At 60.1% G+C, this 16,214-nt stretch carries 14 protein-coding genes; 11 read left to right on the top strand and 3 right to left on the bottom strand.

The window, feature by feature from the left end; all coding sequences use genetic code 11:
• Positions 1 to 15 precede the first annotated feature (15 nt).
• From BLS75_RS08400 to BLS75_RS08385, 4 genes are all read left to right on the top strand, one after another.
• Positions 16 to 1,044 carry an MraY family glycosyltransferase gene (locus BLS75_RS08400; protein ID WP_072450641.1) on the top strand — a complete coding sequence of 343 codons (1,029 nt, stop codon included), beginning with the start codon at positions 16 to 18 and terminating at the stop codon, positions 1,042 to 1,044.
• Between the two features lie 79 nt (positions 1,045 to 1,123).
• The gene (locus tag BLS75_RS08395) at positions 1,124 to 3,121 is read left to right on the top strand and encodes a polysaccharide biosynthesis protein (RefSeq protein ID WP_176876740.1); all 1,998 of its coding nucleotides are present in this window, start codon (positions 1,124 to 1,126) and stop codon (positions 3,119 to 3,121) included.
• Positions 3,122 to 3,232: 111 nt separating this feature from the next.
• Positions 3,233 to 3,562, top strand: a complete 330-nt coding sequence (locus BLS75_RS08390) for a ComEA family DNA-binding protein (protein WP_072450639.1) — start codon at positions 3,233 to 3,235, stop codon at positions 3,560 to 3,562.
• Between the two features lie 201 nt (positions 3,563 to 3,763).
• The gene (locus tag BLS75_RS08385) at positions 3,764 to 4,558 is read left to right on the top strand and encodes an SDR family NAD(P)-dependent oxidoreductase (RefSeq protein WP_072450638.1); all 795 of its coding nucleotides are present in this window, start codon (positions 3,764 to 3,766) and stop codon (positions 4,556 to 4,558) included.
• Positions 4,559 to 4,582: 24 nt separating this feature from the next.
• Here the strand turns inward: BLS75_RS08385 and BLS75_RS08380 are convergent, their stop codons facing one another.
• On the bottom strand, positions 4,583 to 5,143 hold the full coding sequence (locus tag BLS75_RS08380) for a TetR/AcrR family transcriptional regulator (protein WP_072450637.1): 561 nt from the start codon (positions 5,141 to 5,143) through the stop codon (positions 4,583 to 4,585).
• A gap of 191 nt (positions 5,144 to 5,334) precedes the next feature.
• Between BLS75_RS08380 and BLS75_RS08375 the strand changes: the two genes are divergently transcribed.
• Positions 5,335 to 5,988, top strand: coding sequence for a GntR family transcriptional regulator (locus BLS75_RS08375; RefSeq protein WP_072450636.1), 654 nt, complete (start codon positions 5,335 to 5,337; stop codon positions 5,986 to 5,988).
• A 15-nt stretch (positions 5,989 to 6,003) separates the two neighbouring features.
• A complete protein-coding gene (locus tag BLS75_RS08370; RefSeq protein WP_011062572.1) occupies positions 6,004 to 6,855 on the top strand; it encodes an urea carboxylase-associated family protein in 852 nt (283 codons plus the stop codon).
• Between the two features lie 44 nt (positions 6,856 to 6,899).
• Here the strand turns inward: BLS75_RS08370 and BLS75_RS08365 are convergent, their stop codons facing one another.
• The gene (locus BLS75_RS08365) at positions 6,900 to 7,067 is read right to left on the bottom strand and encodes a DUF2897 family protein (RefSeq protein WP_011062571.1); all 168 of its coding nucleotides are present in this window, start codon (positions 7,065 to 7,067) and stop codon (positions 6,900 to 6,902) included.
• 132 nt (positions 7,068 to 7,199) lie between these two features.
• Positions 7,200 to 8,564, bottom strand: coding sequence for an ethanolamine permease (gene eat, locus BLS75_RS08360; RefSeq protein WP_011062570.1), 1,365 nt, complete (start codon positions 8,562 to 8,564; stop codon positions 7,200 to 7,202).
• Between the two features lie 342 nt (positions 8,565 to 8,906).
• On the opposite strand from eat, the gene kdpF reads away from it, so the two are divergent.
• The 5 genes from kdpF (at position 8,907) to BLS75_RS08335 (ending at position 16,154) form a co-directional block, all read left to right on the top strand.
• Entirely contained in the window at positions 8,907 to 8,996 is a 90-nt protein-coding gene (gene kdpF / locus BLS75_RS08355) for a K(+)-transporting ATPase subunit F (protein WP_019092894.1), read from the top strand.
• Between the two features lie 11 nt (positions 8,997 to 9,007).
• Positions 9,008 to 10,702, top strand: coding sequence for a potassium-transporting ATPase subunit KdpA (kdpA, locus tag BLS75_RS08350; RefSeq protein ID WP_072450635.1), 1,695 nt, complete (start codon positions 9,008 to 9,010; stop codon positions 10,700 to 10,702).
• 10 nt (positions 10,703 to 10,712) lie between these two features.
• Positions 10,713 to 12,797 carry a potassium-transporting ATPase subunit KdpB gene (kdpB, locus tag BLS75_RS08345; RefSeq protein WP_065365464.1) on the top strand — a complete coding sequence of 695 codons (2,085 nt, stop codon included), beginning with the start codon at positions 10,713 to 10,715 and terminating at the stop codon, positions 12,795 to 12,797.
• Between the two features lie 36 nt (positions 12,798 to 12,833).
• Positions 12,834 to 13,379, top strand: a complete 546-nt coding sequence (kdpC, locus tag BLS75_RS08340; RefSeq protein WP_072450634.1) for a potassium-transporting ATPase subunit KdpC — start codon at positions 12,834 to 12,836, stop codon at positions 13,377 to 13,379.
• 123 nt (positions 13,380 to 13,502) lie between these two features.
• Positions 13,503 to 16,154, top strand: a complete 2,652-nt coding sequence (locus BLS75_RS08335) for a sensor histidine kinase (RefSeq protein ID WP_072450633.1) — start codon at positions 13,503 to 13,505, stop codon at positions 16,152 to 16,154.
• The last annotated feature ends 60 nt before the right edge of the window (positions 16,155 to 16,214 follow it).

The raw sequence follows: 16,214 nt of genomic DNA, 5'->3' as shown, positions 1-16,214 counted from the left end.
AAGGATTGAAGTTACATGGTGATTTGGTTCTTTATGTTAGTAGTAGCCAGTGTTTCGCTTCTGCTAACGTGGGTGTTGCGACGCTATGCTCTAGCTCGCAGCTTGATGGACGTTCCCAATAGTCGCAGCTCTCACACCGTGCCTACCCCCAGAGGGGGGGGCGTTGCAATTGTCCTGAGCTTTCTGGCTGCTGCGCCTCTGCTAAGCGTGCTGGTAGATATTCCTCTGCTTTCCATAGGGGCTTTATGGGGAGCAGGTGCCCTGATAGCTGTAGTTGGTTTTTTAGATGATCATGGGCATATAGCAGCGCGTTGGAGACTGCTTGCGCACTTTATCGCGGCGATATGGGCTCTGACTTGGCTAGGTGGATTGCCTGCGATTAATGTATTTGGCATGGATCTCAATCTTTCATGGTTGGGACATATCTGCGCAGTTTTTTATCTGGTCTGGATGCTCAATCTATACAACTTCATGGATGGTATTGATGGGATTGCCAGTGTTCAGGCTGTGAGTACATGTCTTGGTGCCTGCGTAATTTACTGGTTTGCTGATGCTCCATCATTGATTTGGCTGCCACTGTTATTGTCGATGGCAGTGCTGGGTTTCCTTTACTGGAACTTCCCTCCTGCACGTATTTTCATGGGGGACGCTGGCAGCGGTTTTCTTGGACTTGTTCTGGGGATACTTTCCGTACAAGCAGCCTGGGCATCCTCGCGCTTTCTTTGGGTATGGTTGATTCTTCTTGGCGTCTTCATTGTTGATGCGACCTTTACTCTGACTCGGCGGTTAGTTCGCGGAGACAAGGTCTATGAAGCGCATCGTAGTCATGCTTATCAGTTCGCCTCCCGCCAGTTTGGTCGGCATCTACCAGTGACCTTGGCGGTCTTGGGTATCAATACACTCTGGCTTCTGCCAATCGCCATAGGCGTGGGGCTGTTCGGGTTGGATGGTATTATTGGTCTAGCACTGGCTTACGCGCCGCTGGTTTTACTTGCTTTCAGGTTTCGGGCGGGTGAGTTGGAGAAACAGGCTGATACTGCCTAGTATTCGGGACTACCAAATAGGGCGCTTTCCATCAGTATGCAACATAGATCGAGGCTGAAGGCCGAGGTTCGAAAAAGGAATTATGGATAAGATACGAACACTTCTGTTGAAGCTCCCGCGGCGGCAGAAGAGGGTGCTGCAGGTGGTCACCGACATTTTGCTGGTGTGGGTCGCTCTATGGATGGCATTTGTCGTCAGGTTGGGTTTTGACGATCTGAACAATCCTTTCATTGTGCATTTCTGGCTATTCGCCAGCGCTCCTATAGTTGCCATTCCTCTGTTCATTCGGTTCGGGATGTATCGCGCGGTCATGCGTTACTTCGGTAACGATGCTCTTATTGCTATCGTCAAGGCCGTAACCCTGTCGGCTTTGACTCTCGCGCTGGTGGTCTATGTGTATAGCAATCACCAGACCGTGGTGCCGCGCTCAATCGTATTCAACTATTGGTGGTTGAGTATGGTGATGATTGGTGGACTTAGGCTGGCGATGCGTCAGTACTTTCTTGGTGACTGGTTCACCACCGCCCAGCATGTACCTTTTACCAATCGTGATGATGGTTTGCCTAAGGTGGCTATCTACGGTGCTGGAGCGGCAGGCAATCAACTGGTGGCGGCGTTGCGATTGGGGCGGTTGATGCGTCCTGTGGCCTTTATCGATGATGACGGCAGTATTGCCGATCGGATGATCGCCGGGCTGCAGGTGTATAAACCCAAGCATTTGCAGCAAATGATTGATGACACGGGGGCAGAAGAGATTCTCCTGGCAATTCCCTCATCCAGTCGTAGCCGTCGAAGAGAGATTCTGGGGTATTTGGAAGGGTTCCCCTTACATGTACGAAGTGTTCCCGGTTTCATGGATCTTGCCAGTGGCCGAGTGAAAGTCGATGACATTCAAGAGGTGGACATAGCTGATCTGCTTGGGCGTGACGCGGTCCCGGCTCAAGTTGACCTGTTGGCGCATTGTATAAAGGGGCAGACAGTTCTGGTGACAGGTGCTGGAGGGTCTATCGGTTCTGAACTTTGTCGGCAGATTCTGCTCCAGGACCCTAGCACGCTAATATTGCTCGATCACAGTGAGTTTAATCTTTACAGTATCTTGTCCGAACTTGAACAGCGTGTATCGAGAGAGTCTCGGCTTGTAAAACTATTGCCAATTCTTGGTTCGGTACGCAACTACGAGAAGTTGCTGTCAGTCATGAAGACCTGGAGCGTCGATACGGTTTATCACGCGGCTGCATATAAGCATGTTCCGATGGTAGAACATAATATCGCTGAAGGTGTACTTAATAATGTCATGGGGACGCTCAATACCGCGCAGGCCGCACTGCAATGTGGGGTAGCCAACTTTGTATTGATTTCTACGGATAAGGCGGTTCGCCCAACCAATGTCATGGGTAGTACCAAACGACTGGCGGAGCTTACGTTGCAGGCGTTGAGCAAGGAGCTGGCCCCGGTTCTGTTCGATGATTTGTCAAATGTGTCACGGGTTAATAAAACTCGTTTCACCATGGTCCGTTTCGGGAATGTACTGGGCTCTTCAGGTTCGGTTATTCCGCTATTCCATAAGCAGATCAAGTCTGGTGGCCCATTAACGGTTACGCATCCAAAGATCACCCGTTATTTCATGACCATCCCAGAGGCTGCCCAATTGGTCATTCAGGCAGGTTCGATGGGGCAGGGTGGGGACGTATTTGTATTGGATATGGGCGAGCCAGTCAGAATTGTCGAGCTGGCAGAAAAAATGATTCATCTTTCCGGGCTGAGTGTTCGCTCGGAAAAAAATCCTCATGGTGATATCGCGATTGAGTTTACTGGCTTGCGGCCTGGTGAAAAGCTTTACGAAGAGTTGCTGATTGGAGACAACGTCGCCGCTACTCAGCACCCGATGATCATGAGTGCCAACGAGGATCATCTACCGTGGGAAACACTCAAGCTGAAGCTCGCTGAACTCCTTGCAGCCCTTGAGTTGGACGACTATGCAAGAGTTCGCCAGTTGCTTCGCGAGACCGTAAGTGGCTACACACCGGATGGTGAAATCGTCGACTGGGTCTATCAGCAGCGTCGTCTCAAACCTTGAATCTACATAAGCAGTAACTCTCTGGCTTTTGATTTGCCCGTGGCATCAACCTAGGTTTGGAAGGCAGCTTTGGAAAGCTGCTTTCCTTACTCGATGTCATGGAGCGTCACTATGCGTAACTCTTTTTTCATCTCATTGATCTTTGCTTTTCTCGCCAGCTTTGCACTTGTCACTCAAGCAGCGCCGGGTCCTAAGACCCAGCCCGGTTCTGCGCAAGTGGCGGAGCAGGCGCCGATTCAAGCGAGCAAGGTCAATCTCAATACGGCGGATGAGGCTGTGCTGCAACGCGAGCTTTTTGGGGTGGGGGCTGCCAAGGCCAAGGCGATTGTTGCTTATCGGGAAGAAAATGGGCCCTTTGCTTCGGTGGACGAGTTGCTAGAGGTCAAGGGGATTGGGAGGGCGATTCTGGAACGAAATCTGGATAAGCTCGAAGTCAATTGAGTTCTCCCGCATAACGTTTGAAGGCCGGTCTATGACCGGCCTTTTGCATTTCATGAGTGGGGTAGCTGACAGTGTATCTCTATTGCCTGGATTGATTATTTTCATGATGATTCGGAAATATTATGATAATAATATTTTCGGGCGCCAAATGTTTCTGGCCGAAGGCGCTCATTACTTTCATGCATTGTCAGGAGTCCAGCTATGAGTTCGATTCAATCCCAAGGTACAGCATTGGTCACTGGGGCCTCATCCGGTATTGGAGCGGTTTATGCCGAGCGACTGGCGGCGCGAGGTTTTGATTTGTTGCTGGTTGCTCGGGATGAGGGACGTTTGAAGGCGGCAGCCAATGCGTTGAGCGATAAATATAACGTGCAGGTGGAGGTGTTGAAGGCGGATTTGACGCTCAAGAAGGACTTGCTGAGTGTCGAGCAACGTTTGCGCGACGAATCCCGTATCAGCTTGCTGCTGAACAATGCGGGAGTAGCTGCCAGCGGGGCTTTGGCTGGCGCCGACCTGGATCAGATGGAACACATGATTCAGCTCAATGTAGTGGCACTGACCCGGCTGGCCGGGGTGGCTGCAACGAGTTTCTCTGCGACTGGGCGTGGGGCGATTATCAATATTGCCTCGGTGGTGGCCTTGATTCCTGAGCGTTTCAACGCGACTTATAGTGCAACCAAGGCATATGTACTCAGTTTGACTCAGTCGCTGCAGGCTGAGTTGAAGGGTAGCGGGGTTCGTGTCCAGGCTGTCTTGCCGGGTGTCACTCGTACCGAGATCTGGGAGCGTTCAGGGCTCGATGCCAAGACCATTCCGGCGGAAATGGTGATGGAGGTACAGGAGATGGTCGATGCAGCGTTGAGCGGCTTGGATCAGGGCGAGTTGATTACATTGCCTTCGCTACCCGATCCTGCGGATTGGCAGGCTTTGGTGGCGGCACGCTTGGCTCTTGGCCCCAATCTGTCCAGGAGCAGTGCGGCCGCTCGCTATAAATAAGAAGAGTAGGTGGAGCGTATCGCTTCAGCGCCGCTCCTGTTGCTTCAGGCCCTCGCGAACCACCTCCAGTATCCGAGTTCCCAACTGCGGGTTTTCCACGCTGCGAGAAAGCATGAGTGCACCGACCAAGGTGGACATGAGCATCAGGCTTCGCTCGGCTTTCTGTTCGCCTTCCAGCACCGATTCTAGTTGTTCGAGCCTGGTGTTGAGCACCTCATCTGTAGTCGCACTGGGTTGCCCGCGCTGGCCGAGTTCCGAGCTCATGGTCGGTAGCGGGCAGCCTTGATGAGGGGACTTCTGGTGCCACTCGCAGAGGTAGTTATCGATAAAGGCTGGCAGTGGATGCTCTTGTGCGAACAGTGCAGCGCAATGGACGTCCAGCTCTTGGGCGGCGGCGCGCAGGGCTTCTTCTACCAGTTCATCCTTGGACTTGAAGTGGGAATAGAAGCCGCCATGGGTCAACCCCAGGGCTTTCATCAGGGGCTGTAGACCTGTTGCACCTATCCCGTCACGCCGAAAACGTTCTGAAGCTTCCTGGATAATGCGTTGATGAGTCTGGGCTTTATGGTCTGGCGAGTAACGCATTTGAGAAACCTCCGCAACTAGAAGACCATTTTAACCAAGGATTCTCAGATCATGCCCCTACTTCTAGGCAGGGATTGTCAGCGTTGACAGCTTCCCGACAGCTTTTCGTGAGGGCATAAGGGGTGATTGAAGTTGGCACGATAAGTGATTACCTGCTGTTCATGAATTGTTGAACAATCGTGAGGTGCCCCATGAGCGACGGACTATCCCTGGCGGATCACATTACTGTGGAACTGCGGGCTGACATCATCGGTGGTCGTTTATTGCCCGGAATGGCGCTGGTGGAAAGCGAGCTGGTCAGTGCCTATAGCGCCTCACGCAATACCATCCGTGAAGCCCTGCACCGTCTGGGGCAGGAAGGGTTGACCTGGTACGTACGGCACAAAGGCGTAGTGGTCCGTCGCCTTGGTGCTGATGACGTGCGGGATCTGTTTCGAGTGCGCCGTACCCTGGAGTTGCAGGCCATCGCCAATGCTCGCCCGCTACGCGAGTACCAGTCCGATCGCATGCTCGATGCCATGGAAGCGGCGGAGCTTGCCCGGGAGCGCGAGGACTGGCGCGCCGTGGGAACCCATGGCCTGCGTTTTCACCAGCATGTGGTGGGGTTGCTGGGCTCGCCACTATTCGATGAGTTCTTCACCAACGTGGTGGCGCAGTTGCGCCTGGTGTTTTGTACGGCGCCGGATGAGGCGCGGTTTCAGGCGCCCTGGCTGGTCCGTGACCGACAGATCCATGAATGGCTTCTGGGGGGTGACAAGGCGGCCGCCATCGAGGCCATGGAGTTGTATCTGGACGACTCGGAGCGCCTGCTGTTGGACATGCTCGACCAATCCCTGTGTCACTGAAAGAGGGCGATACCCATGTACAAAGACTATCCAGCGGCTTATCAGGTCAGTAAAGGTTCGGCGCTACAGGTGGATAAGGCGTTTTACGAGCGCATTCGGCACAATCAAGGCCAACGCCATCTGATCGAGCAGTTCGAGGTTCCGATTCGTACCGGACGCGCCTGGAAGGTGCCCGCCGGGCACGTATTTCGGGTGACCACCCCGGTAGGGCCGCAGGTGGGCGACTTCAACGTATGGAATGCCAACGATCCGCGTGAGCGCCTCTGGGCTGCGCGCACCCGGCAGTTGCAGGGGGCGCATGTCAGTACCCACGACCGGCTCTGGTCGAACCTGCCTTTTCTGCGGCCGCTGGTGACCATCACCGATGACAGCCTGGCCCATTACGGCATCGACGAGCATGGTGGCCGTCTGCACGATCTACTGGGCACCCGTTGCGACCCCTATGTGAATCGCATGCTTACCGGCGAGGACTTTCACCATCACTGCCATTCCAACCTGACGCGGGCAGTGCTGCCTCATGGCCTGACCGAGTTCGATGTGCATGATGTGTTGAACATCTTCCAGTGCACGGGCCTGAACCATGACGACATGTACTTCATGAAGGCCTGCCCGGCGCAGAAGGGGGATTATCTGGAGTTCTTCGCCGAAATCGACCTGCTCTGTGCATTGTCGACCTGTCCGGGCGGAGATCTGTCCTTGCCGATGTGGGGGCCTGAAGCTCAGGATCCGTTAAGCGTGTGCCGTCCACTGGGAGTGGAAATCTATCGTCTGGACGAGTCGCTGCTCGAAGGCTGGAGCCAGCCGCAACGTGCAGCCTATAAGGGCCAGCACGGGTTGCACATTGCCAAGGCCGAATGGGAGCGCTGAGCATCCAGGCAACCCCTGCACGTTAGGGTGAAGGGGCTGTAGGCTTAACGATCCTGCGCTTCCTTGGCATCCATTTGTGCGTTGCGCTCGGCCACGCGCTTGCGTTGCTCATCGGTCAGCTCGACCTTGTTGGCGGTGTCGCGCAGCATCATCAAGCCGCCAACGATAGAACCGATAGCAACCACCAGAATCAACCAGGCATACCAGGGCATAGGGCTCTCCTTAATGGGCAGTAGCCCGCAGGCGAAGGTTCGCCTTCGGGCCTGCCTATAACGCTTTGAGTTAAAGCGCTTCGCAGTGGTTCCATTGTATGCCTGATCCGCCTGGTGCGAGCAGAGCGCGGTTCAACGGCCGGTGAGCATGGCGTCCACCGGTGCGTCGGCCCGCAGTTGCCCGGTCAGCAGGAAGTAGATGAAGCCCAGGGCCATGAACACCAGAAATATCAGGCCGATCAGGGCATTGAACCAGGCCATGGCCACCAGGCAGACCGCGGCCAGTGCCAGGGCGATGGCCGGCACCAGCGGATAGCCCGGGGCGCGGAAGCTGCGTGGCAGATTCGGTTCCGCCCTGCGCAGTTTGAACAGGCTGAGCATGCTCATGATGTACATCACGATGGCACCGAACACCGCCATGGTGATCATGGCGGCAGTGAGGGTCATGCCGCCAAGGTTGATCAGACCATCGCTGTAGATGGCGGCGATGCCGATCAGGCCGCCGGCGATGATCGCCCGATGTGGCGTCTGAAAGCGCGACAGCCTGGCCAGGGAGGCAGGCAGGTAACCGGCCCGGGCCAGGGCGAAGAACTGGCGCGAGTAGCCGAGGATGATCCCGTGGAAACTTGCCACCAGGCCGAACAGGCCGATCCATACCAGCATGTGCAGCCAGCCGGAACTGTCACCCACAACGGTCTTCATCGCCTGGGGCAGCGGGTCGTTGATGTTCGACAAGCTGCGCCAGTCCCCCACGCCGCCGGCGAAGAACATCACCCCCATGGCCAGCAGCACCAGGGTCAGGATGCCGCTGATATAGGCTTTGGGAATGGTGCGCTTGGGGTCCTTGGCTTCTTCGGCAGCCATGGCCGCGCCTTCGATGGCCAGGAAGAACCAGATGGCGAAGGGAATGGCGGCGAACATCCCGGCAATTGCCGGGGCGCCGAAGGCGTCGGCGCCTGCCCAGCCATTGAGGGCGAAGTTGCTGAAGCTGAAGGCCGGGGCCACCACGCCCATGAACACCAGTAGTTCGGCCACCGCCAGCACGCAGACCACCAGTTCAAAGGTGGCTGCCAGTTTCACCCCAAGAATGTTCAGGCCCATGAATACGATGTAGGCGCCAACCGCGGCATGTTTCGGATCCAGGGCCGGGAATTGCACGTTCAGGTAAGCGCCGATGGCCAGGGCGATGGCGGGAGGGGCGAAGACGAATTCGATCAGGGTGGCCAGCCCCGCGATCAAGCCGCCTTTTTCACCAAAGGCGCGACGGCTGTAGGCAAACGGGCCTCCGGCGTGGGGAATCGCCGTGGTCAGCTCGGTGAAACTGAATATAAAGCAGGTATACATGGTCGCCACCATCAGCGAGGTCACGAGAAACCCCAGGGTTCCTGCCACGCCCCAGCCATAGCTCCAGCCGAAGTACTCCCCGGAAATCACCAGTCCGACTGCGATGCCCCATAAATGCAGCGTGCCCAAGGTGGGCTTGAGTTGTGTGTTCATCGGTTGCTCCCTGAACGATTAGGACGTGCTCGCGGCTGTTCTGTGCAGTGCCCATGCCAGTTCCTGGAACACCGTCGTAATGCACGAAAAGCTGTCGTATCGAGGATGTTTCGCCGATTTTTAGCACTATTGACCTTCAGTGCATGGGGGCGTGATGCCTCGCATCGGGGCAGCCGCGCTCCAGAAGCGAGCGATGCGCTTCATCGCCCCTCGTAAAGGCTGGATGACGCCAGTCTTTACGCTTTCTTTATGCGCTGCCCGCCCCGTCGATCTCGTTCCTTTACAGGCACCCTGCGGACAATGCCTGCATTCGCGGCAATCGCCGTACCACGGAGACATTCCATGAACATTCTGGACGCGGTGTCGCTGCTGCTGGCAGTGGGCCTGTTCATTTATCTATTGGTTGCGCTGCTGCGCGCGGATCGGAACTAGGAGCTGCGGTTATGCACAGTTATGACTATTGGCTGATCCTCGCCTTCTTCGCTCTGGTGCTGTTGCCCGCACCTTGGCTGGGGCGCTTCTACTACCGGGTGATGGAGGGCCAGCGCACCTGGCTGACCCCGGTTCTGGGCCCGGTGGAGCGTGTCTGCTATCGAATCTCCGGGGTCGATCCACAGGTTGAGCAGAGCTGGCAGAAATACACCCTGGCTCTGCTGGCCTTCAACCTGGCCGGGTTTGTCCTGCTGTTTGCCATCTTGCTGTTTCAGGATCACCTGCCGCTCAATCCGCAGCATCTTCCGGGGCAGGAATGGACGCTGGCGTTCAACACCGCAGTCAGTTTCATGACCAACACCAACTGGCAGTCCTACAGCGGCGAAGCCTCCCTGAGCTACCTCAGCCAGATGGTCGGCCTTACCGTGCAGAACTTCGTCAGCGCTGCCACCGGGCTGGCGGTGCTGGTTGCCTTGTGCCGCGGCATTGGCCGGCGTTCGGTGCGCACCCTGGGCAACTTCTGGGTCGATATGACCCGCGCCACCCTCTACGGCCTGCTGCCGCTGTGCCTGCTGCTGGCGCTGTTCCTGGTCTGGCAGGGCGTACCCCAGACCTTTGCCCATTACGTGGATGTCCTGACCCTGCAGGGCAATGACCAGGTCATTCCGCTGGGCCCGGCCGCCAGTCAGATTGCCATCAAACAGTTGGGCACCAACGGTGGCGGTTTCTTCGGCGTCAACTCGGCGCACCCGTTCGAGAACCCCACGGCCTGGAGCAATCTGTTCGAACTGGTATCGATCATCCTGATTCCGGTGGCCCTGGTGTTCACCTTCGGCCATTACGTCAAGGACCTGCGTCAGAGCCGGGCGATCATCGCCTGCATGTTCGCCTTGTTCCTGATCGGCGGTGCTACCTCGCTGTGGGCGGAGTATCAACCCAACCCGGCGTTGCAGAACGCAGCGGTAGAGCAGGCTGCGCCCCTGGAAGGCAAGGAAGCCCGCTTCGGCACCACTGCCACGGTGCTCTGGTCGGTGACCACCACTGCGGCCTCCAACGGTTCGGTGAATGGCATGCACGACAGCCTCAACCCGCTGAGCGGCATGGTGGCGCTGATCAACATGATGGTCGGCGAAGTGATCTTCGGCGGCGTCGGCGCGGGCCTCTACGGCATGTTGCTGAACGTGTTGATCGCAGTGTTCCTGGCCGGGCTGATGATCGGTCGCACCCCGGAATACCTGGGCAAGAAGCTACAGGCCAAGGAGGTGCAGTTGCTGGTAGTGACCCTGATGGTGATGCCCATCGGCGTCCTGGTGCTGGGCGCCCTGGCCGCCAGCTTGCCGGGGCCGGCAGCAGCCATCAGCAACCCGGGGCCCCATGGCTTCAGTCAACTGCTCTACGCCTACACTTCGGCCAGCGCCAACAACGGCTCGGCGTTCGGTGGCTTCAGCGCCAATACCCCGTTCCATAACCTGATGCTGGGCCTGGGCATGCTGATCGGTCGCTTCGGCTACATCCTGCCGGTGCTGGCCCTGGCCGGCAGCCTGGCGATGAAGAAGACCGCACCCATCGGGCAGAACAGTTTTCCCACCCATGGCCCGCTGTTCGTGGCCTTGCTGACCGTGACCATCTTGCTGGTGGGCGGCCTGACCTTCCTGCCGACCCTGGCGCTGGGCCCAATCGCCGAACACCTGAGCATGGGCTTCTGAGGACCTGATGATGAATATGCATGTTCCTGCCTCGAACAAAGCCGCCGATGCGCTCGCCAAGAGCCAGCCGGCCAAGGCCGAAGTGGCGAGTACCGCAATCTCTGCCCTGTGGCGCCCGGCGCTGATCCAGGCTTTCGTCAAGCTTGACCCGCGCCAGTTGCAGCGCTCGCCAGTGATGCTGGTGGTGGAACTGACAGCGATCCTGACCACCGTGCTGTGTTTCATTCCGGACACCGCAGTGCCGACCTTCGTCGCCGCCCAGATTGCTCTCTGGCTGTGGTTCACGGTGCTCTTTGCCAACTTCGCCGAGGCCCTGGCGGAAGGCCGCGGCAAGGCTCGCGCCGACAGCCTCAAGGCCGGCAGTGAGGGCTTGAGCGCCCGCCGCCGGGCCAGCGACGGAAGCTATCAGTTGGTGCCGGCGGTCAATCTGCGCAAAGGCGACGTGGTGCGGGTTGAAGCCGGCGAAATGATTCCCGGCGATGGCGAGGTGATCGAAGGTATCGCCGCGGTCAACGAAGCGGCAATCACTGGTGAATCGGCTCCGGTGATCCGGGAATCCGGCGGTGACCGTTCGGCGGTGACCGGCAACACCCGGCTGGTCTCCGACTGGCTGCTGGTGCGCATTACCAGCAACCCCGGCGAGTCGACCCTGGACCGCATGATCGCTCTGGTGGAAGGTGCCAAGCGGCAGAAGACACCGAACGAAGTGGCCCTGGATATCCTGCTGATCGGCCTGACTCTGATCTTCCTGCTGGTGGTGGTGACCCTGCAGCCCTTCGCCCACTTTGCCAATGGCAGCCTGCCGCTGGTGTTCCTGGTGGCGCTGCTGGTCACCCTGATCCCCACCACCATCGGCGGCCTGCTCTCGGCCATCGGGATCGCCGGGATGGACCGCCTGGTGCGCTTGAACGTGATCGCCAAGTCCGGGCGTGCGGTGGAGGCGGCGGGTGACGTGCACGTGTTGCTGCTGGACAAGACCGGCACCATCACTTTCGGTAACCGCCGTTGCAGCGCCATCTACCCGGCGCCGGGCGTCAGTGCCCAGGTACTGGCCGAAGCGGCCTTGATGGCCTCCCTGGCGGACGACACTGCCGAAGGCAAGTCCATCGTCGAGTACCTGCGGGAGCTTTATCCACAGCCCGAGCCGGGCAGCGATCTGCTGACGGCAGTGCCTTTCAGCGCTGAAACCCGATTGTCCGGGGTCGATTACCAGGGCCGGGTCTATCGCAAGGGGGCAGTGGATTCGGTGTTGAGTTTCGTCGGCCTCAAACGCAGCGAGCTGGCACCGGCCCTGTCCCGGGAGATCGACAAGATCGCCCAGAGCGGCGGCACCCCGCTGCTGGTCTGTGCCGAGGGCCGGATGCTCGGCGCCATTCACCTGAAGGACGTGGTCAAGCCCGGCATTCGCGAGCGTTTCGCCGAGTTGCGCAAGCTGGGTATCCGTACCGTGATGGTGACCGGCGACAACCCGCTGACCGCCGCGGCCATTGCCGCCGAAGCCGGTGTCGACGATGTACTGGCCGAGGCCACGCCGGAGAAGAAGCTGGCGCGCATTCGCCACGAGCAAAACGACGGGCGTCTGGTGGCCATGTGCGGTGACGGCGCCAACGACGCACCGGCATTGGCCCAGGCCGATGTCGGCATGGCCATGAACGACGGCACCCAGGCGGCGCGCGAAGCGGCCAACATGGTCGACCTGGACAGCGACCCGACCAAGCTGCTGGATGTGGTGCAGATCGGCAAGGAGCTTCTGGTGACCCGGGGTGCCCTGACCACCTTCTCCATCGCCAACGACGTGGCCAAGTACTTCGCCATCCTGCCGGCACTGTTCGCGGCGATTTATCCACAGCTGGGGGTGCTCAACATCATGGGGCTGGCCAGCCCGCAGAGCGCAATCCTTTCGGCCATCGTGTTCAACGCCCTGATCATCGTGGTGCTGATCCCCCTGGCATTGCGTGGGGTGCGGGTACAGGCGGCCAGTGCCGCGCACCTGCTGCGGCGCAACCTGTTGATCTACGGCGTGGGTGGCATCGTCGTGCCCTTTGTCGGGATCAAGCTGATCGACATGCTGTTGACTGCGCTGCACCTGGTGTAACCGGCCTGCAGATCTGAACGAATCGAGGAGTGAGAGATGACTAGCGTAGTGCGTCCGGCCTTGAGCCTGATTGTGTTGATGACCCTGATCACCGGTGTGGCCTATCCCCTGGTGGTGACCGGCGTGGCCCAGTTGGCCTTCCCGCAACAAGCCAATGGCAGCCTGGTGCGCGATGCCGACGGCAGGGTGCGGGGTTCGGCCCTGATCGCCCAGGATTTCGTCGGTGATGCCTGGTTCCATCCGCGCCCTTCGGCGGGGGCCTTTGCCACGGTATCCAGCTCTGCCAGCAACCTGGCGCCGAGCCATCCGGCCCTGGCCACGCGGGTGATCGAGGATGCCAACAAGCTCCTGGTACCGGGGCAGGGGCCGGTGCCCCTGGCATTGCTGACCACTTCGGGCAGCGGCCTCGATCCACACTTGCCACCGCAGGCAATTGACTATCAACTGGCGCGGGTCGCGGCGGCGCGCAACCTGTCGCCAGCCAAATTGCAGGCCCTGGTGGACGCCCATATAGAGCAGCCGCTGGTGGGGCCGCCGGTGGTCAATGTACTGGCCCTGAACCTGGCCCTGGAACAGCTGTAGCCGCTGCCGAACCTGCGAGGCTGCAAAATGCCCCGCGGGGGCTTCCAGCCTCAGGGAGCGCTGGCAAACGCAACTGAAGTGAGCGCAGATTGAACCGAATGTCTTGTCGCAGAGAGATAACCCATGAGTGATTCCGGTCGCGCCGACGCGCTGCTAGCCGAGCTGCCACGGGACGGCCGCGGCCGGCTCAAGGTGTTCCTGGGCGCCGCCCCCGGGGTTGGCAAGACCTACGCCATGCTCCAGGCGGCCCATAGCCAACTGCGCCAAGGGGTCAAGGTGCTTGCCGGGGTGGTGGAGACCCACGGCCGCGCCGAGACCGAAGCCTTGTTGAGCTGGCTGCCCCAGCAGCCCTTGGTGCGTTCGGAATACCGTGGCGTATTGCTGGAGGAAATGGACCTCGACGGCCTGCTCAAGGCCAAGCCCAAGCTGGTACTGGTGGACGAACTGGCCCACAGCAATGCCCCGGGCAGCCGGCACGCCAAGCGCTGGCAGGACATTCAGGAGTTGCTGGCGGCCGGGATCGACGTCTTCACCACGGTCAATGTCCAGCACCTGGAAAGCCTCAATGACCAGGTGCGCGGCATTACCGGGGTCCAGGTGCGCGAAACCCTGCCTGACTGGGTGTTGCAAGAGGCCTATGAGTTGCTGCTGGTGGACTTGCCGCCCCGAGAGCTGCTGGAGCGTCTGCGGGACGGCAAGGTCTATGTGCCGGAGCAGGCGCGGGCGGCCATCGATGCATTTTTCACCCAGACCAACCTCACCGCCCTGCGCGAACTGGCGATGCAGACCGCCGCCGCCCAGGTGGACAACGACCTGGCCCAGGGCTATCGCCAGTTGGGGCAGGCGGCACCAGCGGTGCGCGGGCGGCTGCTGGTGGGTATCGACGGCGATGCCCAGGCCGAGCGGCTGGTACGTCACGCCAGCCGTGTGGCTCAGCGTCGCCACCTGCCCTGGAGCCTGGTGCATGTGGATAACGGCCGGTTGCGCGACGAGCAGGCACGCTTGCGCTTGCAGGCCGCTCAACAACTGGCCGAGCGCCTGGGCGGGGAAGTGGTCCTGTTGCGCGCCGGCGAGGTGGCCAAGACCCTGATCCAGCACGCCGCGGAGCGTCGCGCCAGCCTGCTGCTGGTGGGGCAGTCCAGGCGCCGCTGGCGCCGGCGCTGGTTCGGTGGCGGCTTGGCGGCGCGCTTGCTGCGCAATGCGGATGGCCTGGAGATCAATGTCCTGGACAGCGAGCCCCAGCCCCATCAGCCGGGCCTGCGGGTCAAGCATTCGCTGATCTGGTTCGACTACGTCCTGGCAGTCCTGGCCACCCTCCTGGCCAGCGCCCTGGCCTGGGGGGTGGCCAGTGTCCTGCCGTTGCCGAACATCTCCCTGGTGTTCCTCGCCGCGGTGCTGCTGGTGGCAGTGCGCAGCAGCCTGGGGCCGGCCCTGGCTTGCGCGGCGCTGTCCTTTCTCAGTTATGACTTCCTGTTCATTCCGCCGAACTTCTCCCTGGCCATCCAGCGGGAAGAGGATGTGCTGACCCTGCTGTTCTTCCTGCTCATGGCCGCGCTGACCGGCAATCTGGCGGCCCGCCAGCGCCGGCAGTTGCAGGCCTTGCGCGATACCCAGGAGGAAACCGGCGAGCTCCTGGACCTGTCGCGCAAGTTGACTGCCGCCACTGACCGGCAAGCGGTGATCAGCGCCGCGGCCCAGCATTTGAATGGTCGCGACGAGTTGCGTGTCTGCCTGATCAACCGCGACGGGCAGGGTGGATGGAAAGTCGAGACCGGTGGTTCGCCGCAGTTCTCCGAGGCCGAGCGCGCGGCGGCCGACTGGGCCTGGCAGCATGACCAGCCGGCGGGGCTGGGCACCGGGACCTTGCCCTTTGGTCGATGGTGGTGGTGGCCGCTGTCGGTGGATGACGGGCCCCTGGGGTTGCTCGGTGTCTGCCCCCGTGAGGGCGAGGAGTTCAGCGGCCAGCGCCGGCGCCTGCTCACTGCGCTCAGCCAGCCACTGGCCCAGGCCCTGGCACGGGCGCGGCTGGCCGAGGACCTGGAAGCGGCGAGGCTGCACGGGGAGACCGAACAGTTGCGCAGCGCCTTGCTGGCTTCGGTATCCCATGACCTGCGCACACCGCTGACCTCAATGCGCGGCAGTATCGACAGCCTGCTGGCCCTGGGGGAAGCGATCCCCCTGGAAGATCGGCGAGAGCTGCTGGAGGGCACGCGGGATGAGGCCGAGCGCCTGGACCGCTATATACAGAACCTGCTGGACATGACCCGGCTCGGCCATGGGGCCCTGAAGCTGGCCCGGGACTGGGTCGCGCCGGGGGATATCGTCGGCAGTGCCCTGAACCGCCTGCGGGCGGTGCTGGCGCCGTTGCAAGTGGCCACCGAACTGCCAGCGGACTTGCCCTTGCTCTACGTTCATGCGGCGCTGATCGAGCAGGCGCTGGTCAATGTGCTGGAGAATGCTGCCCGCTTCTCGCCACCCCAGGGCCATCTGCAGTTGAAAGTCAGTGCCAGCGAGCAGGAATTGAGCTTCGCCGTCAGTGATGAGGGCCCGGGGATTCCCGAGGATGAGCGGGCAAAGATCTTCGACATGTTCTACACCGCTGCCCGTGGCGACCGCGGCGGGCAAGGCACCGGCCTGGGCCTGGCGATATGCCAGGGCATGGTCGGCGCCCATGGCGGGCATATCAGTGTCGCTGAGGGCATTGGCGGCAAGGGGACATGCATCACCTTGCACCTGCCGTTGCAGACCCAGCCGGAGCTTGAGTCCGACCTGTGAATACCTGTAGAACGCGCTGCGGCCTTGCCGCGTCAGCGCCACACGGATGCGGCATGCCTT

This window comes from Pseudomonas sp. NFPP12 (genome assembly GCF_900103205.1).
In the GTDB taxonomy this organism is placed as follows: domain Bacteria; phylum Pseudomonadota; class Gammaproteobacteria; order Pseudomonadales; family Pseudomonadaceae; genus Aquipseudomonas; species Aquipseudomonas protegens.
This window is presented reverse-complemented; position numbering and strand designations above follow the sequence as displayed.